At 67.5% G+C, this 20,624-nt stretch carries 20 protein-coding genes; 7 read left to right on the forward strand and 13 right to left on the reverse strand.

Annotation, left to right across the window (positions count from 1 at the left end; all coding sequences use genetic code 11):
* Window positions 1-77: 77 nt before the first annotated feature.
* Window positions 78-599 carry a SixA phosphatase family protein gene (locus tag AC4ELH_RS29210; RefSeq protein ID WP_174554227.1) on the forward strand — a complete coding sequence of 174 codons (522 nt, stop codon included), beginning with the start codon at window positions 78-80 and terminating at the stop codon, window positions 597-599.
* Here the strand turns inward: AC4ELH_RS29210 and AC4ELH_RS29215 are convergent.
* Together AC4ELH_RS29215 and AC4ELH_RS29220 are read right to left on the reverse strand one after the other, a co-directional pair.
* The gene (locus tag AC4ELH_RS29215) at window positions 596-1,141 is read right to left on the reverse strand and encodes a DUF3558 domain-containing protein (protein ID WP_064879638.1); all 546 of its coding nucleotides are present in this window, start codon (window positions 1,139-1,141) and stop codon (window positions 596-598) included. The genes AC4ELH_RS29210 and AC4ELH_RS29215 overlap by 4 nt on opposite strands.
* Window positions 1,141-1,734 (reverse strand): DUF3558 domain-containing protein, encoded by a 594-nt coding sequence (locus tag AC4ELH_RS29220; protein ID WP_082941536.1) that lies wholly within the window; start codon window positions 1,732-1,734, stop codon window positions 1,141-1,143. The genes AC4ELH_RS29215 and AC4ELH_RS29220 overlap by 1 nt, the downstream gene beginning before the upstream one ends.
* A gap of 114 nt (window positions 1,735-1,848) precedes the next feature.
* On the opposite strand from AC4ELH_RS29220, the gene AC4ELH_RS29225 reads away from it, so the two are divergent.
* From AC4ELH_RS29225 to AC4ELH_RS29235, 3 genes are read left to right on the forward strand one after another with little or no spacing between them, the layout of a single operon-like run.
* Complete coding sequence (locus AC4ELH_RS29225; protein ID WP_498888313.1) at window positions 1,849-3,594, forward strand: ABC transporter ATP-binding protein; 1,746 nt, start codon at window positions 1,849-1,851, stop codon at window positions 3,592-3,594.
* Window positions 3,591-5,483, forward strand: coding sequence for an ABC transporter ATP-binding protein (locus tag AC4ELH_RS29230; RefSeq protein WP_498888315.1), 1,893 nt, complete (start codon window positions 3,591-3,593; stop codon window positions 5,481-5,483). Before AC4ELH_RS29225 ends, AC4ELH_RS29230 begins: the two co-directional genes overlap by 4 nt.
* A gap of 36 nt (window positions 5,484-5,519) precedes the next feature.
* Complete coding sequence (locus tag AC4ELH_RS29235; protein ID WP_498888317.1) at window positions 5,520-7,685, forward strand: molybdopterin-containing oxidoreductase family protein; 2,166 nt, start codon at window positions 5,520-5,522, stop codon at window positions 7,683-7,685.
* Here AC4ELH_RS29235 and abmR read toward each other — a convergent pair.
* Both abmR and AC4ELH_RS29245 read right to left on the reverse strand, forming a co-directional pair.
* A complete protein-coding gene (abmR, locus tag AC4ELH_RS29240) occupies window positions 7,682-8,221 on the reverse strand; it encodes an ATP-binding transcription factor AbmR (RefSeq protein ID WP_498888319.1) in 540 nt (179 codons plus the stop codon). The two genes, AC4ELH_RS29235 and abmR, sit on opposite strands and share 4 nt — an antisense overlap.
* Window positions 8,222-8,297: 76 nt before the next feature.
* Window positions 8,298-8,501: a hypothetical protein gene (locus AC4ELH_RS29245; RefSeq protein WP_036448363.1), complete on the reverse strand. Its 204-nt coding sequence runs from the start codon at window positions 8,499-8,501 to the stop codon at window positions 8,298-8,300.
* Between the two features lie 142 nt (window positions 8,502-8,643).
* On the opposite strand from AC4ELH_RS29245, the gene AC4ELH_RS29250 reads away from it, so the two are divergent.
* Entirely contained in the window at window positions 8,644-9,570 is a 927-nt protein-coding gene (locus tag AC4ELH_RS29250; protein ID WP_498888321.1) for an AIM24 family protein, read from the forward strand.
* Here AC4ELH_RS29250 and AC4ELH_RS29255 read toward each other — a convergent pair.
* From AC4ELH_RS29255 to AC4ELH_RS29280, 6 genes are all read right to left on the reverse strand, one after another.
* Window positions 9,551-10,810, reverse strand: a complete 1,260-nt coding sequence (locus tag AC4ELH_RS29255) for an MDR family MFS transporter (protein ID WP_498888323.1) — start codon at window positions 10,808-10,810, stop codon at window positions 9,551-9,553. The genes AC4ELH_RS29250 and AC4ELH_RS29255 overlap by 20 nt on opposite strands.
* Complete coding sequence (locus AC4ELH_RS29260) at window positions 10,807-11,895, reverse strand: PLP-dependent cysteine synthase family protein (RefSeq protein WP_448448355.1); 1,089 nt, start codon at window positions 11,893-11,895, stop codon at window positions 10,807-10,809. Before AC4ELH_RS29260 ends, AC4ELH_RS29255 begins: the two co-directional genes overlap by 4 nt.
* 71 nt (window positions 11,896-11,966) lie before the next feature.
* Window positions 11,967-12,350: a putative copper homeostasis (lipo)protein LpqS gene (lpqS, locus tag AC4ELH_RS29265; RefSeq protein ID WP_064879655.1), complete on the reverse strand. Its 384-nt coding sequence runs from the start codon at window positions 12,348-12,350 to the stop codon at window positions 11,967-11,969.
* Window positions 12,347-14,563: a heavy metal translocating P-type ATPase gene (locus tag AC4ELH_RS29270; protein WP_498888326.1), complete on the reverse strand. Its 2,217-nt coding sequence runs from the start codon at window positions 14,561-14,563 to the stop codon at window positions 12,347-12,349. The genes lpqS and AC4ELH_RS29270 overlap by 4 nt, the downstream gene beginning before the upstream one ends.
* Window positions 14,560-15,375: a DUF8832 domain-containing protein gene (locus AC4ELH_RS29275; RefSeq protein WP_448448353.1), complete on the reverse strand. Its 816-nt coding sequence runs from the start codon at window positions 15,373-15,375 to the stop codon at window positions 14,560-14,562. The genes AC4ELH_RS29270 and AC4ELH_RS29275 overlap by 4 nt, the downstream gene beginning before the upstream one ends.
* Window positions 15,376-15,389: 14 nt before the next feature.
* Complete coding sequence (locus AC4ELH_RS29280) at window positions 15,390-15,596, reverse strand: heavy-metal-associated domain-containing protein (RefSeq protein ID WP_064879659.1); 207 nt, start codon at window positions 15,594-15,596, stop codon at window positions 15,390-15,392.
* Window positions 15,597-15,694: 98 nt separating this feature from the next.
* Here AC4ELH_RS29280 and AC4ELH_RS29285 point away from each other — a divergent pair, with 98 nt between their 5' ends.
* Window positions 15,695-16,411, forward strand: coding sequence for a response regulator (locus AC4ELH_RS29285; RefSeq protein WP_448448352.1), 717 nt, complete (start codon window positions 15,695-15,697; stop codon window positions 16,409-16,411).
* The gene (locus tag AC4ELH_RS29290) at window positions 16,408-17,511 is read left to right on the forward strand and encodes a HAMP domain-containing sensor histidine kinase (protein WP_448448351.1); all 1,104 of its coding nucleotides are present in this window, start codon (window positions 16,408-16,410) and stop codon (window positions 17,509-17,511) included. The genes AC4ELH_RS29285 and AC4ELH_RS29290 overlap by 4 nt, the downstream gene beginning before the upstream one ends.
* On the opposite strand, the gene AC4ELH_RS29295 is transcribed toward AC4ELH_RS29290, so the two are convergent.
* The 3 genes from AC4ELH_RS29295 to AC4ELH_RS29305 all read right to left on the reverse strand — a co-directional run bounded on the left by AC4ELH_RS29295 (window position 17,508) and on the right by AC4ELH_RS29305 (window position 20,613).
* Entirely contained in the window at window positions 17,508-18,167 is a 660-nt protein-coding gene (locus tag AC4ELH_RS29295) for a DUF305 domain-containing protein (RefSeq protein WP_498888329.1), read from the reverse strand. The genes AC4ELH_RS29290 and AC4ELH_RS29295 overlap by 4 nt on opposite strands.
* A gap of 63 nt (window positions 18,168-18,230) precedes the next feature.
* Window positions 18,231-19,328: an adenylate/guanylate cyclase domain-containing protein gene (locus AC4ELH_RS29300; protein ID WP_448448349.1), complete on the reverse strand. Its 1,098-nt coding sequence runs from the start codon at window positions 19,326-19,328 to the stop codon at window positions 18,231-18,233.
* Window positions 19,329-19,332: 4 nt separating this feature from the next.
* On the reverse strand, window positions 19,333-20,613 hold the full coding sequence (locus AC4ELH_RS29305; RefSeq protein WP_064879663.1) for a GAF domain-containing protein: 1,281 nt from the start codon (window positions 20,611-20,613) through the stop codon (window positions 19,333-19,335).
* Between the last annotated feature and the right edge of the window lie 11 nt (window positions 20,614-20,624).

Here is a 20,624-nt window from a genome sequence, read left to right on the forward strand (position 1 = left end):
CTTCCGAGCAAGGCGAGTGTAGGACTGGCGGCCGACAAGTCCGGGGACCTACGACGGCATGGCCTAACCTCGTTGGAATGGCCGATTCGATCAGTCCGATCAGAACCCTGCTGCTGATGCGCCACGCCAAGTCGGACTATCCCGACGGGGTCGCCGACCACGACCGCCCGTTGGCGGCGCGCGGGATCAGAGAGGCCGGGCTGGCCGGGGACTGGATCCGGGCCAACTTCGCCGAGGTGGACGCGGTGCTGTGCTCGACGGCCACCCGGACCCGTCAGACCTTGGAACGCACCGGCATCGAAGCCCCCGTGCAATACGCCGAACGCATCTACGACGCCAGGCCGGGCACCGTCATCGACGAGATCAACGGTGTCGCGTCACGTTTCGGTACCGAGCCTTCGACTGTTCTGGTGATCGGGCACGAGCCGGCCATGTCCGCCGTTGCCCTGGGCCTGGCAGACGGCTCCAACCGCACTGCGGCGGAGAGCATTTCGCTGAAGTTCCCCACATCGGCCATCGCGGTGCTGCGAACCGGAGACCCCTGGGACCAGCTCGCGCTCGGCGGCGCGACACTGGTGCGGTTCCACGTACCCCGCTAGGAGTTGGTGGCCAGCGTCAATTCCATCAGCTTGATGGCCATCGGGCAGGCATCGATCCCGGGCGCCTGCGGATTGACCCACCAGCCGACCACGCCGGCCGCGTCACTGGCGACACCGCACGCCCCGTTGAGCCCGTTGGGCTTCATCACGATCGAATCGACACCGGCGATCCGCCGCTGCTCGATCGCGTACTGCAGCTTCTCGGCCGTCTGACGCTCGTTGTCCAGGCTGCCCTGCTCGTACCAGAACCGGGTGATGTCGACCAGGCCGGCCGGGTTGGCCGCCTGCCACCGGCACACCGCGCCGACGAAGGTGCTCTGGATGTCGAGCGGGTCAGCACCCACCGTCTTGGCCAGGATGTCCGTGGTCAGGACGTCGCATTCCTTGAGCAGGTTGGGATACGTCTTCTCGGACTTGTTGTTACTGGGGCCGCCACTGGACCCTTCCTTGGCCGCGGCGCCGTCCACGGTGCGCGTGCACCCGGTCAGCCCGGCGAACACTGCCAGCACCGCGAACGCTCCGGCAACCCCACGTCGCGTCATCATTTGGAATTCACAATCGACTGGCGGGTCAGCTCCTTGGCGACCTCGCACGGATCGGGATAGGGCTTCTGGTCGAAGCTCACGGACCACTCGATGAAATCGTCGTCGAACTGGATGCCGATCTCACACAGGTTGACGTCGCCGGCCTTGAGCGGGTTCTCCCCGACTGCGATGAAACCGCCGTGACCCTCGATGTTGATGTCCTCCACGCTGGTCCGCGACAGCTCCTCGGTCTTGCGTTCGCGCCCGATGGGGCTGCCCCGGAACCAGGTGAAGGAGAAGTGCGGCCCCAGGATGCTGCCGCCCTGCAGCCATTGACAGCCCGACGAATTCGTCGCGGTGTTGACCAGTCCCTGCACCTGGGTCAACTCGGTCACCGTCTGATCGCTCACGCCGCCACAGTGCGGGAAGTGCGGGCCGTGGCTGCCTGTGCCACCGGCACTCTGCGTCTCGGTCTGAGGAACCTCTGGGGACGCGGGCTCGTCGGTCGAGCACCCGGCGAACACCGGGACCATTGCCGCAGCCAATACCGCCAAGGCTCTGGCATTGCGGAGTAGTGGCTTGGTGGCCGTGCGGGCAGTCACGCCATGCACTGTAGCTGCAACACCTATGGCCCATAGCGACACACCGACTGACCTGGACTTTCAGCGACCGGACACGGAGGCGGTCGCACACGACCGACAGCGGCGGTGTGCAAGAGTAGCCAGATGCTCTGGGCGCTGCTGCGACGGTACGTGCGGCCGTACCGGCGGCTGCTCGCCATCGTCGCGGCACTGCAGGTGATCAGCACCCTGGCGTCGCTCTATCTGCCGACGGTCAACGCCGCGATCATCGACGACGGCGTGGCCAAGGGCGACACCCGGCGCATCGTCGAACTCGGCGGGGTGATGCTCGGTGTCACCGGTCTGCAAGTGGCATGCGCGATCGGCGCGGTGTTCTTCGGATCGCGCGCGGCCATGAGTTTCGGCCGCGACCTGCGTTCGGCGATCTTTCACCACGTCACCACGTTCTCGGCCGAGGAGACTGCCCACTTCGGCGCCCCGTCGCTGCTGACGCGCACCACCAACGACGTCGGCCAGATCCAGCAGCTGCTGCAGATGACCGCCACCATCCTGATCACCGCGCCGATCATGTCGATCGGCGGAATCCTGATGGCGTTGCACCAGGACGCCGGACTGTCGTGGCTGTTGCTGGTCAGTGTTCCGGTGATGGCACTGGCGAACTTCTGGATCATCAGACACCTGTGGCCGATCTTCCGTCGCATGCAGAAGGTGATCGACGGCATCAACCGGGTGATGCGCGATCAGCTGTCCGGCATCCGGGTGATCCGCGCGTTTGCGCGCGAACCCTTCGAGCAGCACCGCTTCGCCGATGCCAACGAGTCCCTGTCGACCACCGCGCTGGAGGCCGGTCGGTGGCAGGCGCTGATGCTGCCCGCCACCACCCTGGTGATCAACATCTCCAGCGTCGCGCTGATCTGGTTCGGCGGACTGCGCATCGACTCCGGCCACATGCAGGTGGGCTCACTGATCGCGTTCCTGGCCTACTTCATGCAGATTCTGATGGCCGTGTTGATGGCGACCGTCCTGGCAGTGATGATTCCGCGCGCCGCGGTCTGCGCCGAGCGTGTCAGCGGTGTACTGGACACCCGGCCTCAGATCACCAGCCCACCCGACCCGGTCCGACCGGTGTCCATGGCCGGCGAGATCGAGTTCCACGACGCGTCATTCAGCTATCCCGGCGCCGATCGCCCAGTGCTGCAGCAGGTCTCGATGCGCGTGGAGCGCGGAACCACCACCGCTGTCGTCGGATCCACCGGATCCGGCAAATCCACCCTGCTGGCCCTGATCTGCCGGTTCTACGACGTCACCTCGGGCGCGGTACGCGTCGATGGCGTCGACGTGCGTGAACTGGACCTCGAACAGCTGTGGTCGTCGATCGGCCTGGTCCCCCAACGCGGCTATCTGTTCTCCGGAACCATCGCCGAGAATCTGCGCTACGGCGCTGCGCCGGGACAGGAACTCACCGACGAACAGATGTGGGAGGCGCTGCGGATCGCGGCGGCCGACGACTTCGTGGCGGCCCACCCCGAGGGACTGGACCGCTTGGTGGCGCAGGGCGGCATCAATTTCTCGGGCGGGCAGCGCCAACGGCTGGCGATCGCACGTGCGGTGATCCGCAGGCCCGCGATCTACCTGTTCGACGATGCGCTGTCAGCCCTCGATGTGCACACCGATGCCCGGGTACGCACCGCGCTGCGCGAAGTGTCGGCCGGCGCCACCGTGGTCATCGTGTCGCAACGGATCTCGACGGTGATCGAGGCCGACCAGGTTGTCGTGGTCGAGGACGGCCGTATCGTCGGCATCGGTACGCACGAGTCGTTGCTGACCGACTGTCCCACCTACGCCGAGTTCGCGGCGTCGCAGGCCATCACTGCCGGAGATCCGCGATGACCGGGCACGTGCTGCGCCGCTCGGGGACGCCTGTCGCACCGGTCGCGCGCACCCGAGACTTCCGCGGATCGGCCCTTCGGCTGCTCAGGCGCCTGTTGCCACAACGTGGCCTGGCGATCTCGGTGGTGTTGCTCGGAATGGGTGGTATCGCGATCGGCGTGATCGGCCCCCGGATTCTCGGGCACGCGACCGATCTGCTGTTCAACGGTGTGATCGGACGCGGACTACCCGCGGGCCTGACCAAGGAGCAGGCCGTAGCGGCCGCCCGGGCCCGCGGCGATACGACGTTCGCCGACCTGCTGTCGGGAATGAACGTGGTTCCCGGCCACGGGGTGGACTTTGCCGCGGTGGCCCGCACCCTGGCCCTGGCGCTGGGCCTGTATCTGCTTGCCGCGGTGCTGGTCTGGCTGCAGGCGCAGTTGCTCAACGTCACGGTGCAGCGCACCATGGTGGCGCTGCGGGCCGACGTCGAGGACAAGCTGTACCGACTTCCACTGTCCTACTTCGATTCCCGGCAGCGTGGCGAGGTGCTCAGCCGGGTCACCAACGACATCGACAACATGCAGAGCTCGGTGGCGATGACCGTCAGCCAACTGTTGACGTCGGTGCTGACCGTATTCGCGGTGCTGGTGATGATGCTGACCATCTCGCCACTGCTGACCCTGCTCACCGTCGTCACCGTGCCGCTGGCGCTGTGGGCCATCCGCTGGAACACCCGTCGGTCGCAGCCCTTGTTCGTGGCGCAGTGGCGCAACACCGGCCGGCTCGCGGCGCACATCGAGGAGACCTACAGCGGTTTCACGATCGTCAAGACCTTCGGGCACCGGGAGGCCGCCCAGCGGAAGTTCGACGAACTCAACGACGAGGTCTACCGGTCCAGCATCGGGGCGCAGTTCTTCTCTGGACTCGTCGGCCCGACGACGATGTTCATCGGCAACCTCAGCTACGTGGCCGTCGCCGTGGTGGGTGGGTTACAGGTGGCGACCGGACAGATCACGCTGGGCAGCATCCAGGCATTCATCCAGTACGTGCGGCAGTTCAACCAACCGCTGGGCCAGGTGGCCGGGATGTACAACACGCTGCAGTCCGGAATCGCCAGCGCTGAACGGGTCTTCGAGCTGCTCGACGCCGACGAGCAGTCCTCCGAGCCAGCCACTGACCTCGAGATCCACAGCGGCCGGGTCGAATTCGAGCAGGTGAACTTCGGCTACCTACCGGACACCCCGGTGATCGAAGACCTCTCTCTGGTGGCCGAGCCTGGTTGTACCGTGGCGATCGTCGGCCCCACCGGCGCGGGCAAGACCACCTGCGTGAACCTGCTGATGAGGTTCTACGACGTCGATTCCGGCCGGATCCTGATCGACGGTGTCGACATCTCGACGGTGAGCCGGCAATCGCTTCGGTCCTCGATCGGCATGGTGCTGCAGGACACCTGGCTGTTCGGCGGCACCATCTACGACAACATCGCCTACGGCCGGCCCGACGCGTCCGAGGACGAGGTGATCGAGGCGGCCAGGGCGGCATACGTGGACCGGTTCGTGCACACCCTGCCGAACGGGTACGACACCCGGGTCGACGATGACGGCGGTGCCATCAGCGCCGGTGAGAAGCAGCTGATCACGATCGCCCGTGCGGTGCTGGCCCGGCCGAAGGTGCTGGTGCTCGACGAGGCCACCAGCGCGGTGGACACCCGCACCGAACTCCTGATCCAGCAGGCGATGGCCGAATTGCGCCGGGACCGGACGTGTTTCATCATCGCCCACCGGCTTTCGACCATCCGGGATGCCGACCTGATCCTGGTGATGGACGCCGGCCGGATCATCGAGCGCGGCACCCACGAGGAACTCATGTCGCGGCATGGTCGGTACTGGGAGATGACGCAGGTTTAGCAACGCAACTCCATTACAAATTGTAGTGTCACTGTAATGACGACCCGTACCGTGCACACGTTCTGCCGGTACTGCCTGGCCTCCTGCGGTCTCGAGGTGACGGTCGAGGACAATCGCGTCGTCAAGATCGGTCCCGACAAGCTCAACCCGCACACCTGGGGTGATTTCTGCGCGAAGGGCCGCACGGCCGGTCAGGTCGTGGAGCACCCGCGGCGGATCGTGGCGCCGATGCGCCGGGTAGGTGACCGCTACGTCGAGGCGAGCTGGGACGAGGCGATCAGCGACATCGCCCAGCGCATGAACCGGATCATCGACGCCGGGGGCCCGGATGCGGTGGCCGCCTACTACGGCAACCCGGCGGGTTACTCGTCCTCGAACCTCGTATTCATGAACGCCTGGCTGGACGCCGTCGGAACGTACAACCGCTACGCCGTCGGCTCGGTGGACCAGAACGCGCTGCACGTGGTGGCCGAAGCCATGTACGGATCACCACTGATGGTGCCCATCTCCGATGTCGACAACTGTGACTACTTTCTGATCATCGGCGCCAATCCTGCCGTGAGCGCGTGGAACTGGGTGGAATCGGTGCCGGGCGGCTGGCGCCGGGCACTTGCCCGCCAGAAGCGGGGCGCCCGCATCGTTGTGGTGGACCCGCTCCGCACCGAGAGCGCGCAGGCCGCGGACCTCCATCTGCCCGTGCGACCCGGTACGGATTGGGCGCTGCTACTGGCGATGGTCAAGGTGATTCTCGACGAGGGTCGCGAACACCGCGCCGACTGTGCCGAGCTGGCCGTCGGGGTGGCGGACCTACGTGCGCTGACTGGCGAAGCCGACCTCGACGACCTGGCGGCACGCTGCGATGTCCCCCGCGACGTGATCGAGCGGGTGGCTCGCGAATTCGCCTCGGCGCCAGGGGCGATGGCGATTACCCGTACCGGGGTCTCGCTCCATGCCGCGGGCACCGTGGCGGAATGGCTGGGGCATGTGCTCAACCTGATCACCGGGCGGATGGACCGCCCGGGTGGTCGTCGCTTCGAGCCGGGGTACGTCGACACGCTGCGGCTGGCCGGGTTGGCGGCCACCCGCCCGCACACCAGCCGGGTGGCGGGGCGTGAGCTGGTCGCCGGGGCGCACGCGTTGGCCGAGCTGCCCGACGAGATCGCCACGCCGGGCCGCGGCCAGATCCGTGCCCTGCTGATCAATTCCGGTAACCCGGTGATCTCGGGGCCCGACGGGGCCAGGCTCGACGAGGCTCTGGCTCAGTTGGACCTGCTGGTGGCCATCGATCTGGTGCAACGCGAGAGTCACCGGCACGCGCACTGGCTGCTGCCCGCGGCGCACTGGCTCGAACGCGACGATCTGCTGGCCTTCACCAGCGGTATGCACGACGAGCCGTACGTGCAGTACGGCGGGAAGGCCGTCGAACCGCCGGCCGGCGCCCGCGAGGAGTGGCAGGTGTTCACCGATCTGGCGTTGGCGATGCGCCGCTCGCTGTTCGGCGCCAAGGGTTTCAACGGGTTCATCCGCGCGACCCGGTGGCTGGCGGCGCGGACCCGACGGCCCGGGTTGGCCTTCGGGCCGCACTGGATGGACCGGCTGATCATCCTGACCTCGCGCAAGATCGATGGTCACAAGCTCACCTGGCGCGAGCTCAAAGCTCATCCGCACGGCTTGGTGCTCGGCCCGCGGCAGTTCGGCCGGTTCCGCGAGGCGTTGCGCACCCCGGACCACAAGGTCCATGCGGCTCCCGCCGAGTTCGTGGCCCGAGCCCGTGAACTGCTCGCCACACCGGATCCCGAAGCGCCGGAGGGGTTCCCGTTCCTGCTGGGCAACCGGCGCCGACGGCATTCGATGAATTCGTGGCTGAACGAACTGCCCGGCCTGCATCCGGGCGGCAAGGGAAACGAGGTACTGCTGCACCCCGAGGACGCCGCCGCGCTGGGAATCGCGTCAGGCGACCGAGTTCGGGTGTTCTCACCGACCGGGCGACTGGAGGTGACCGCGGCCCTCAGCGACCGGCCGCGCCGCGGGGTCGTCGTGCTCGATCACGGCTGGGGCTCAGGAGTATTCGACCCCCGTAAGGGCAGCCCACCGGATACCTACGGGGTCAACCGCAACCTGCTGGCCGACCGGACATCGATAGATCCGCTGTCGCAAACATCGGCGCTGGGCTCGGTATATGTGGGAGTCGAGCGACTCTAGGAGCCGGGACCCTCGGCACGCAGATCGTCGACCGCCTTCATCGCGTCGCGCAGCTTGTCCAGCCACTCCTCGGTGTGCTGGCCCACCAGTCGCACGGACCAGGCCAGCGCGTCCGAGCGGGACCGCGCCACACCGGCATCGACCAAGGTGTCGAGTACCTGACGCTCGGGCTGCTTGAGCCGCGTCATCACCGGTACGGCGATGTGCGTGAACAAGATTCGCTCCACATCGTCGTCGTCGCCCACCCCGGTGCCTATTTCCACGCCCCAGGAGACCTTCCGGTCGAAACGGCCCTGAGCCTCGTCGGCGATGCGCATGCGCTCACCGCGCGTCTCCTCCCGGAACCGCGACGCCCGCCCGGAGGCCCGGGCTTTGGTCTCGGCTTCCTCCGGATCAGGAAGCCGGCCTATGACGGTGATCTCTTCACGGTCGACGATCACAGTCGGATCGCCGGTGAACCAGGTGTCGGGCAGGCGGCCCGCGAACCACTCGGCGGCCTCGTCCGCAGACCGGCGATGGTGTTGGCGTTTATTCATGATTACATGATTACACTGTTACATCGCTGATGGGACGGCGTTCACCACCGGCGAACGCCAATCCTTGGTTTCCGGTCTAGTTGCGCTTGAGCAGCAGGGCGGCGCCACCGGCCAGCACCAGGGCGACCAGCAGCAACCCTGCCCAGCCCGGGCCGGCGATCCACCACACGGCGCCCAGCACGATGATCGCCGGTGACACGGCGAACAGCACCATGCCGGGGTGCTGCTTCAAGACCGCGAGCGCACCCTGGGCACGGAGCGGGTCGATTTCCTTTGCCATGGCACCAGAATGCCAGGGGTTCGTCCCGTTCGTGACGCTGTGGCAGCGCCGCGGCAAAAATTTCGCCACCTGGCTACGAACGCGACCTGAAAGCACCGGTCGGACACCGTTCAGATCGGTGCTCCATCTGTAGCCTGAGGCGATGACTGTGAACGGAACCCCGCAACCCGGTTGGCTGCCTGATCCCGAGGGCCGCTACGAATACCGGTGGTGGGACGGACAATCCTGGACCGATCAGGTATCCCATCAGGGCCAGGCCGGCCGCGCGCCGATGGGAGCAACGCCGCAGCGACCGCAGGCGCAGCAACCGCAGGCGCAGCAACCGCAGGCGCAGCAGGCACAGGCGCAGCAGACACAGGCGCAGCAGACACAGGTTCAGGCCCAGACCCAGGGTGGCGGGTTCGCCGGCATCAGCGGCGAACTCGTCGACGGCCGGTTCAGCGAGAAAGAGGCGACGCCGATCGCCAACCAGAACAAGAAGATGCTGCGGGTCCGCCTGGGTGACCCGTTCATGGCCCGGCAGGGTTCGATGGTCGCCTACCAGGGCAACGTCGACTTCGCCTTCGAGGGCGGCGGCGCATCGAAGTTCATCAAGAAGGCCCTCACCGGCGAAGGTCTTCCGCTGATGCGCTGCCAGGGTTCCGGCGATGTGTTCCTGGCCGATCAAGGTTTCGACGTGCACCTGCTGCAGCTGTCCAACTCGGGTCTGTCGGTCAGTGGCAAGAACGTGCTGGCCTTCTCGTCGAGCCTGGACTGGAACATCGAACGGGTCCGCGGCGGCAGCATCGCCACCGGCGGCCTGTTCAACACCACACTGCGCGGCACCGGATGGGTAGCGCTGACCACCGACGGTCCGCCGGTCGTGCTCGACGCCGCCGAAGCCCCGACCTACGCCGACACCAATGCCGTGGTGGCCTGGTCGGCACACCTTCAGACTCAGCTCAAGACGAGTTTCAAGGCGGGCGCGCTGATCGGCAGGGGTTCCGGCGAGGCCGTGCAGGTCTCGTTCCACGGCAACGGATTTGTGATCGTGCAGCCCTCGGAGGGCGTCACCGTTCCGATGCAGTGAGCGACGCGGGCGCCAGCTTCCCGCCGTCCCTCGTCAACGCATAGAGCGCCGCCGCGGACACCAGCCCGATCGCTGTGAGGCCCAGCCACACCAGCTCGGCGAGGCCCGCGGCGCGCGCGGCACCGATCAACGAGCCGGTGGCCAGGTTGCCCAGCAGGATCCCGAAGCCGACGACGGTGTTGTAGAACCCGTAGTGGGTGGCGACCAGTCGATCTCCCGACAGCGCCACGACGGTGTCCATCTCGAACGGGAACACCGCGGCCGAGCCCAGCGCCAGCAGTGCCGACGAGACGAGCAGTGCCGCCACCGCAGCGGCCGGCCCGAACCGGTCGCCGTCGGGCACCACCGCCATCGGAACGAAGGCCGCCGCCAGCACCAGCAGGCCCACCACCAGGCTGCGCCGCGGCCCCCAGCGGTCGGCGAACCACCGCGTGATCCGTAGCTGGCCACCCACCGCGATCAGACCGGACACCACGAATATCGCTGCCACCAGTACGGTCTCGTTTCCGGGGCGCAGCTGTGCCGCCTGCAGCGGCAATGCCAGATACACCTGGAACGACAGTACGTAGGAGCCGATCATCGCCACTGCGAACAACACGAACCCGCGGTTGGCGACGACGCTACGCCAATCCTCCAACACCGAACTCCGCTGCTCGGCAGGCTCGGCACGGTGCCGCGGCAGTGCCAGCAGCTGAGCCACGGTCAGCACCGCGAACACCCCGGCCGCAACTCCGGCAGTCACCCGGAAATCGAAGGCCAGCAACGCCATTCCGGCCAGCGGACCCAACAGGATTCCGGCCTGGTAGAACACGTTGAAGGTGGCGAAGGCCTCGACCCGCCGGTCACCGGCGTCGGCGGCCAGATACGCCCGCACCGCGGGGTTGAACAGGGCCCCGGCGAAACCTGTTGCCGCCGAGGCGATGAGCGTCGCCGGCAACGAGTCCGCGACAACGAGCAGCCCGAACCCCGCGGTGCGCAACAGACACCCGGCGACGATCAGCGGCTTGTACCCCAGCCGGTCGGCCAGAGTGCCGCCGACGATGAACATGCCCTGCTGCGAGAAATTCCGCACGCCCAGCACGAGCCCCACCGCCCACGCGGCCAGACCGAGCGGGCCGGCCAGATAGCCGGCCAGGTACGGCATCAGCATGTAGAAGCCCAGGTTGATGCCGAACTGATTGACCATCAACAACCGACTCGGCAGGTCGAAACTACGGAACTGTGCGATGAGTCCGCTCATCCGGCGACCGCCATCGGGTCGGTGACCGTCTCGCAGCGGGTCCAGGACTGCACCACGCGATCGCCTGGAGTGGCGATCGTCTCGGGTTCATCGGCCGGTTGGTGATCGAGCAGACCGAGATCACGGCAGTAGTCGTCGTTGTAAACCGTGTCGAAGTACCGCTGTGGGCCGTCAGGGAACACCGCGGCAATCGTGGTGCCCGGCGGATGGTTTCGTGCCGCCCAGCCGGCCACCAGACCGACCGCCCCGACGCTCCATCCCCCGCTGGCGTAGTACGTCGACGCCAGCGTCCGGGCGGCCCACACCGCGTCGGCCGGAGTCACCCAGTGGACCTCGTCGAACGCGCCGTAGTCCACATTGCGGGGATAGATGCTCGAGCCGAGGCCCCGCATGACGCGGGTCGCGGCAGGCTGACCGAAGATGGTCGAGCCGATCGTGTCCACGCCGATCAGGCGCAGGTCCGGGTTGAGTTCCCGCAGGACCCGCGCCACGCCGGCCGAATGCCCGCCCGTTCCGACCGAGCAGACCAGCACGTCGACCCGGCCGATCTGCGCGTTCAGTTCCAATGCGAGCGGCCGATAGGCCTCGACGTTGTCCGGGTTGTTGTATTGGTCCGGGTACCACGAAGTGTCGTCGGCCGCGAGCAGTTCGGCCACCCGGTCCCGCCGGGCCTGCTGCCAGCCTCCGGTGGGGTGTGGTTCGGTGACCGTCGAAACCTCGGCACCGTAGGCGGTCAACATGCGCTCGATGATGGGCTCAAGGCCCGGATCGGTCACCAGGGTCACCGGATGGTGATAGATCGTTCCGGCGAAGGCGAGCCCCAGCCCCAATGTGCCACTGGTTGATTCGATGATGCGGCCACCGGGTTTCAGGTCACCTCGAGCCCGGGCCTGCTCCACCATGTGCATGGCGGGGCGATCCTTCATCCCCCCAGGATTGAAGCCCTCGAGCTTGGCCCAGAATCCGCGCCCGGCATCGGCGAACGGAGTGGACACCCACAGGGTGGGAGTGTGGCCGACCATGGTGTTGGGCCCACGGTTTCGGCGCAGAACGTGGAAAGAACGGGTGGACAGGGCATGGTTCATGGATTCGTCGATTCTGTATCGGACCGCGCAGAGCGCGGCGACTGACCTGGACAGCGTCAAGACGCTGTCTGTCAGCGGCGCGCGATACAGATCCGGAGCAGCAGTGCTTGCCCGGCGAGTGGGATCCGATGACGGTCAGGTGGACCCCGCTGCGCCCGAACGGCGGCACACCCGCACAGCACCGCGCAGCCGACGATGAGAACAACCATCGAGAACGCCGCCACGGCAAGGTAATTCCTCGGGAGCACGGCGGCGGTGAATCCGTCCGGCATGTGGGAAGGGGCATCGTCCCCGATATGAGGGTGATCGAGCGTCAGCTCACCACTGTCGAAACCGATTGCCGCAGCGACCGGGTGCGGCAGGTGTGCCGGGTGATCGTGATCGGTGATCTTGGCCAGCCCGGCAAAGGCGGCCGCCCACAGGACGATCGCCATCAGGGCCGCGAGCGACTTCATCGGAAACGTCTCAGCCGCAGGCTGTTACTGACCACGAACACCGACGAGAACGCCATCGCCGCACCGGCAAGCATGGGGTTGAGCAGTCCGGCCGCCGCCAGCGGCAATGCCGCGACGTTGTAGGCGAAGGCCCAGAACAGATTCCCCTTGATGGTGGCCAGCGTGCGCCGGGACAGCCGGATGGCGTCGGCGGCGGCCCGTAGATCACCACGCACCAGCGTCAGATCGCTGGCCTCGATCGCCACGTCGGTGCCGGTTCCCATGGCCAGGCCGAGGTCTGCCTGAGCCAATGCCGCGGCGTCGTTGACACCGTCGCCGACCATGGCCACCACCCGGCCCTCGTCCTGCAGCCGTTTGACCACATCGACCTTGTCCTGTGGCAGTACCTCGGCGTAAACCTCGTGCACGCCGACCTGTTCGGCGATGGCATGCGCTGCTGCCTCGTTGTCGCCGGTCAGCATGATCGGCTCCAGACCGAGGCCGCGCAGCTGCTCGATCGCCTCCTTGGAGGTGGGCTTCACCGCGTCGGCGACCACCAGCACGGCACGCGCCTGGCCGTCCCACCCGACGGCAATGGCGGTGCGGCCCTGGCTCTGCGCCTCGCGCGTCGCGGTGTCCAGGTTCGGAGGCAACTGCTGTCCCCAGTCGGCGAGCAGTTGACATCGCCCGACCACGAGGGCGTGGCCGTCGACGACGCCCTGTACCCCGAGGCCCGCCACGTTGGCGAAATCCTCGACCGAGGGGAGCTCGCCCAGCTTGTCGCGGGCGCCCTTGGCGATGGCCCGGGCGATCGGATGCTCGGAGCCGTCCTCGACCGCGCCGGCCAACCGCAGCACCTCGGCGGGATCCTCACCGGCGGCGGTGATCATGTCGAGCAGTGTCATCGCCCCGGTGGTCACCGTCCCGGTCTTGTCCAGCACCACGGTGTCCACGTGGCGGGTCGACTCAAGAACCTCGGGCCCCTTGATCAGGATGCCGAGCTGGGCGCCGCGGCCGGTACCGACCAGGAGCGCGGTCGGGGTGGCCAGGCCCAGCGCGCACGGGCAGGCGATGATCAGCACCGCCACCGCGGCGGTGAACGCCGCGGCCACCGATCCGCCGGTGCCCAACCAGAACCCGAGCGTGCCCACCGCGAGCGCGATGACGATCGGCACGAAGACCGCCGACACCCGGTCCGCGAGGCGTTGTGCCTGCGCTTTTCCGGATTGCGCGTCCTCGACCAGCTGCGCCATCTGGGCCAGCTGGGTGTCGGATCCGATCCGCTTGGCGCGCACCACGAGCCGGCCGCCGACGTTGACCGTGGCACCGACGACCTGGTCGCCGGCTTCCACTTCGACCGGAACCGATTCGCCGGTGAGCATCGAGGCATCCACCGCCGACGAGCCCTCGACCACCTCTCCGTCGGTGGCGATCTTCTCGCCGGGACGGACCACGAATTCGTCGCCCACAGACAGTGACTCGATGGGAATGCGTTGTTCCACACCGTCTCGGAGAACGGCGACGTCCTTGGCACCGAGCTCCAGCAACGCACGCAGGGCCGCGCCGGCGCGCCGCTTGGAACGCGCCTCGAAGTACCGGCCGGCCAGAATGAAGGTGGTGACGCCTGCGGCGACCTCAAGGTAGATGTTGCCGGTGCCGTCGGTCTGTGAAATCGCCAGCGAGAACGGATGCGTCATGCCCGGCATCCCGGCGGTACCCCAGAACAGCGCGTACAGCGACCAGCCGAATGCCGCGATGGTGCCCATCGAGATGAGCGTGTCCATGGTGGCGGTGCCGTGCCGCAGATTCGTCCATGCCGCGCGATGGAACGGCAGCGCGCCCCACACCACAACGGGCGCGGCCAGCGTCAGCGAGAGCCACTGCCAGTTGGTGAACTGCAGCACCGGGACCATCGCCATGGCCACCACCGGGATGGTCAGCGCCGCCGACACCATGAGCCGGGTGCGCAGTGCCGCGGTCGGATCGTCCTCGGGATGGTGCCCGGCCGGCTCGGTGGCAGGCAATTGTGCTGTGTAGCCTGCGGTTTCGACGGCTTCGATCAGCTGTTCGGGCGTCACCTCGCCCGCGACGTCGACGGTGGCCTTCTCGGTGGCGAAGTTCACCGTCGCGGTGACGCCGTCGAGGTTGTTGAGCTTCCGCTCGATGCGTCCGGCACATGAGGCACACGTCATCCCACCGATCTCCAGTACGACATGGCCGGTGGCGGTGCTCACGGTGCCCCCTCAACGGTGAATTCGGCGGTGTGCACTGCGTCGCGGTGCTTGAAATCCAGGAACAACCGGTACTCACCGGCGCTGGGAAGTGTGGCGTGAAAGGCGATCTGAGGGCCCGGCGCAGTAGCGGGGTCGGCGGCATCACTCATCGGATGGACGTGCAGGTACTCCAGATCCGACGCGCGTAGCGCGACCAGGTGCCCGTAGGCGCCCAGGTACGGCTGCAGGTCGGTCACCGGCTTGCCGTCCCGGCTGACCGACAGGGTCAGCTCCGACGGCTGCCCGGCCTTGGCCACCCCGGCGAGCGTGACCGCATATCCGTCGACCATGGCGATGTCGGCAGGCGCGGGCAGCGGTTGCGGCTGGTACCTGCCGGCGACGTTCAAATCCGCGCCGAGCGTGACCGCATGACCGTCGCTCGGCACGAAGTCGGCGAACACCCGGTAGTCCCCGGGCTCGGCCAGATCCAGCGGAACAGTCCACGTGCCCGATTCGTCGAGCACCGGATGCACATGCTGGTAGCCGGCGAGGTCGCGCCGTACCACGATCAGATGAAGCAGCTTTTCGTGGCTCTCGACGTACTCGGTCACCGGCACGCCCGCGCTGTCGACGATCCGGAACCGCAGTGGCACCGTGCCGCCGGCGGGCAGTGCGGCCTCATCGAGTTGGAGCGTGTACGCCGCGGCGTGATCGGAGTCGTGGCCGGCAGTCGGGGCGCTGCTCGGCGTGACCGCCGAGCCCAACCCGAACGACACGGCGAACACCACGACGAGTCCGACGACGAACCCGATGAGCTTCTGCGGCGCACTCATGATCGACTGTGGTCTCAGCTCGCGACGGCGTAGCCGGCCTCGGCGACCGCATCGCTGATGGCGGACGGATCCAGCTGGTTCTCGCTACCGATGGTCACCAGCCCGGTCGACAGATCAACATCGACGGTGCGCACACCGGGGATGCCGCCGACCTCTTCACGCACCGACGTGGCGCAGTGCCCGCAGGTCATGCCGGTGACGGTGACAGTCTGGGTATTCATCAATTTCCTCCTGAACCAGCTTGGCAGTCGTCTCATACTATACCCCCCTAGGGTATTAATTTCCTATGGTCCCCGTCCCACTCCTGCACTATGGGCTGATGCAGCACGTACCGGGTGGCTACCGGGCCCTGGTGGTCGACGACGAGGCCCCGCTCGCCGAGGTCATCGCCAGCTATCTGACCCGCGATCAATTCGAGGTCACCGTCGCCCACGAAGGGGCCGAGGCGCTGCGCCTGGCCCGCGAGGTCGACCCCGACGTGGTTGTCCTGGACCTCGGCCTGCCCGGCATCGACGGTGTGGAAGTCTGCCGACAATTGCGTACGTTCTCCGACGCCTACGTGGTGATGCTGACCGCCAGAGACACCGAGACGGACACCATCGTCGGCCTGTCGGTGGGCGCCGACGACTACATGACCAAACCGTTCAGTCCGCGGGAACTGGTGGCCCGAGTGCGGGCCATGCTGCGCCGACCCCGCGTCCCCTCCCCCGCGGCGGCCGACGGCCGGGTGTTCGGCGCGCTGCGCATCGACGTCGACGGACGCCAGGTTTTCCTCGACGACGAACCGATCATGCTGACGCGCACCGAATTCGACGTGCTTGCCGCTCTCTCGGCCCGGCCCGGAGTGGCACTCAGCCGTCGCCAACTCCTCGAATCCGTATGGGAAACCACCTATGTCGGTAACGAACACCTCGTCGACGTCCATATCGGTCACCTCCGCCGCAAACTCGGCGACGACCCGGCCGACCCGCTGTACGTGATCACCGTGCGCGGCGTCGGATACCGCATGGGCACGGGGCAGGACGGCCGGCGATGACCGTCGGTCTGCGCACCCGGCTGCTGTCGGCCCAGGCCCTGGTTCTGGTCGCGGGTGCCGGCACCACCGGGCTGGTGGCCGCCGTCGTGGGGCCGCCGCTGTTCCGCGAACATCTGCACCGCGCAGGGGTTTCCGGCGACTCGGCCGAGCAGATGCACGCCGAGGAGGCGTACGTCTATGCCACGGCCATCTCGATCGCGGTCGCGTCCTGCGTCGCGATACTGGCGGCCCTGATCGTTACCTGGTATGTCGGTAGGCGGCTGCAGCGATCCCTGACCGAGTTGACCCGGGCCGCGACAGCCATCGCCGACGGCCACTACGACTCGCGGGTGCCACCGGCCCATCTCGGTGACGAATTCGACTCCCTGGCCAGCTCTTTCAACCAGATGGCCGGACGACTGGAGGCTGTCGACGCCGGTCGTCGCCGGCTGTTCAGCGACCTTGCTCATGAGATCCGCACCCCGGTTTCGGTATTGGAGGCCTACTTCGAGGCCATCGAGGACGGCGTGAGAACCCTTGACCCCGAGACCGTCACGATGCTGCGCCAGCAGACCCACCGGCTGGTCCGGTTCGCCGGCGACGCTGCCGCCCTGGCCAAGGCCGAGGAGAGCCCAGCCACGATCACCCCGGTACCGGTCGCGACACGCACTGTGGTGGCGGCCGCCGTAGCCGCAGCGCAGGACCGGTTCGACGAGAAGGGCGTGACCTTGCGGTCCCAGGTCGCCGAGGACCTGCCGGCGTTGTGGGCCGATCCGCACCGGCTGGCCCAGATTCTGGGCAACCTGCTCGACAACGCGCTGCGACACACTCCGGCAGGAGGACAGGTGACGATCGGCGCCACCACCGGTCCCGAGAGCGGCACCCTGACGCTGACCGTGACAGATACCGGCGAGGGCATCCCCGCCGAGCACCTGCCCCATGTCTTCGAACGCTTCTATCGGGCCGACACTGCACGCGACCGCGACCACGGCGGGTCAGGCATCGGGCTGGCGATCGTGAAGGCCCTGGTCGAAGGGCACCGCGGACGGATCGAGGTGAGCAGCCCGGCGACCGGCGCGGGTACCGGGACCACCTTCACGATCATCCTGCCGACCAGCTAGAGCGAACCCAGGATCTGGCGCATGGTGTCGATCTCCTGCTGCTGCGTCTTCACGATGGTGCGGGCCATCTCGACCACGGCGGGATACTGACCGTCCTTGATCTCATCCTGAGCCATGGTGATCGCGCCCTCGTGGTGGGCGATCATGTGCGTCAGGTACAGCTTGGCCGCCTCGGCGCCCTGCGCGTTGCGCAGCGCGGTCATGTCGGCCTCCGACACCATGCCCTGCATCGCGGGCATGTCGCCCTGCCCCATGTTGCCGTGGCCCATGTCGCCATGGCCCTGCTGCGGCATCGGGGGCATCGGGGGGTTACCCCACTGCGTCAGCCAGCCCTGCATCTGCGCGATCTCCGGAGCCTGCGCACCCTTGATCTGGGTGGCCAGTTCGGTCACCCGCGCGTCGATGCCCTGCTTGGCCAGCAGCACGTCGCTCATCTCGACTGCCTGCTGATGGTGCGGAATCATGTGCTGGGCGAACATCACATCGGCGTCGTTGTGCGCCGAGTTGTCCGCTTCACCCGGCGTCTGCGGGCTCGTCGCCGTCGCCGAGGTGGCGGTGGTCGCATCGGCCGCCCCGTCGGTGGACTGGTTGCTACAGCCGGCCACCAGGGCCGCCGCCACGACCGCGCCGGCACCCAGCATCATCAGTTTCGTCATGCCTCAAGGTTCCCCAGGCTCGATGTGGCTGTCCTAGTCGTTCGATGAAGATTCGATAAAGGTCTACGCGATCCGGGCGCGGAACAGCTTGACGTCGTTCTTGACGCCCTTGAGGTGGCGGGCTCCGGCGAACGACCAGCTGAACCGGTCCCCCTCACCGACCGCGGTCCGGGTGGACTCCGCCACGAGTACGGTCCCGGGCCGGGCCGCCCCGGTAACCCGACTGGCCAGATTCACCGAACCCCCGAACCAGTCTCCGGCCCGGCTCACCGCAGGCCCGGTCGCCAGACCGACGCGCAGCCGCGGGAACTCCTCGTCGATTTCGGTGACGGCCACCAACCGCAGTGCCGCATCCAGAAGCGCCGCCGCATCGGTGCTGACGAGCATCACCGCATCGCCGATCGTCTTGATCAACCGCACCGGGCCGACCGCCACCTCGTGAGCCGCCTCAGCCAGCCGATTCGCCAGCCGCTCAAGGTCTTCGGGCTGTACCACCTCGCCCAGCCGGGTGAACCCCACGATGTCGGCGAACGCGATGGTGACCACCCGCGCACCGGGGAGCGGAACCCCCTCGGCTCGCTCGGATGCGCTGACCGCCTCGGTCTCCATCGCATGGCGCAATTGCACGAACAGCATGTCAGAGATCATCGGACCGATCAGCGGGGCCGCCTCGGCCACCAGCGCCTCACTGGCCTTGGCGGTTTCCAATTCCGTTGCCGCCGGTGTCAATACCGCCGCCAGCGCGGCGTAGCGCATCACCTCGGCGGCCCGGCTGAGCCCCTCGGAGAGCACCCGGGTGATCTGCACGATCTGATCCGGGTCGATACCCAGTTCCAGGAAGCGCTCGGCGAAGCCCACCGCTTCGGCGTCGGCCCGCAACAGCACCGCAGCGTCCGGATCCTCGACCGTCGCCAGCCCCATCGCCCGCTGCAACCGCTGCACCAGCTCGACGTCCAGCCCTGTCTGCTCGCTGATCTCGCGGGTCGACACGTAGGTGCCGTCATCTCCGGCAACCCGGCGCGAGGCGAGCAGCATCGGGGTGCCGGCCTGGCGGATCTGATCGGCGCTGATGCCGCGAGCCAGAAGCCATTCGACCAGCTCGGCGCGCTGCGCACCGGCCTCGCCGTCGAGTCCGTCCAGGAGTGTGGGGTCGGCCGTCATCAGGTCAAGGTATACCGCGCACGGCATGAACCGCCGGAGCCGTCGACGAGGTGAGCAACATCGACATGTCCTGTGGGTACCGAACGTCCACGACCACCGAATCCCCGAACCGGTAGGGCCTACCCGCCACGAGGCCGGCGAACTGCTTACGCAGGCGCGACATTTCGGCACGCACGGTCACCACTCGCGACCGGTCACCGTAGAGATCCTCGGCGAGTTCCGGTGCCGACCGGCCCTGCTCACTGGTCGCCAGCACCAGCAGGATCTCTGCATGGCGACTGGAGATGCTGCGCCGCCAATTGCCGAACTGGCCGGCCATCTCCAGCGAAGGCTCCCCGTCACGCAGGTCGAGGATGACCTTCGATGGCGCCGCCGTGGACTCCGCGTCGTCCGCCACCCGGACCAGCCACCCACCCGGCAACGACTCCACATCGCACATGCCCAGCGGCGGGATCCACACGCGGCCAGGTAAACCATTCTCGGGCAACAGAATCCGATTGTGCATCGGCAATGACGCCACGGCCGCCACCCAGCCTTCGGCGTCGACCGCCAGCGCCGGACCACCCACCCTGGCCAGCATCGGGGCGGCGACTGCGCGCAGCTGGTTCAACGTCCGGTCGTGCGCTTCGCGGAGCTGGGATTCGGCCAGCCGCGCCACCAGATCCACCAGGGCCACCGTCGTCGGGTGCACCGTCGGAGCCGGGCCCGACACGTCGACCACCCCGATCACTTGCCCGGTGCGCGGATCGCGGATCGGGGCACCGGCGCACGTCCACGGGTGGTGACTGCGCAGGAAGTGCTCGGCCGAGAAGATCTGCACCGCGCGATGGGAGGCCAGCGCGGTGCCGATGCCGTTGGTGCCCACCGCGTTCTCACTCCAGGACGCACCCTCGATGAAACCCAGCCGGTCGGCGAGGCCCAGCACCCGCGGCGATCCGGACCGCCACAGCACCCGACCGCGGGCATCGGCGATGACCAGGATGTTGTCGCCCTCTTCGATCACCGATTCGAGCCCGCGCGTGACCTCGTCGAGTACCGACATGAGCCCCGACTGTTGCCTGAGCAAGTCGAGCCCGGTGGTCTCGACGCGGGGCGGAATGTGATGGTCGGGGTTGATCCCCTTGGCCCGCAACCTGTTCCAGGAATCTTCGATGACCGAACGCGGACGCGCGGGCGCGCGGTCACCTGACATGGTCGCGTCGTACACCGCCGACAACAGCATCGCGTAACGCCGCGGGTCCTCACCAGAGGAAACCGCGGGCTCGGGTACCGACGAACCAGCCATCACCGCCGATT

The sequence above is a fragment of the Mycobacterium shunyiense genome (genome assembly GCF_058270075.1).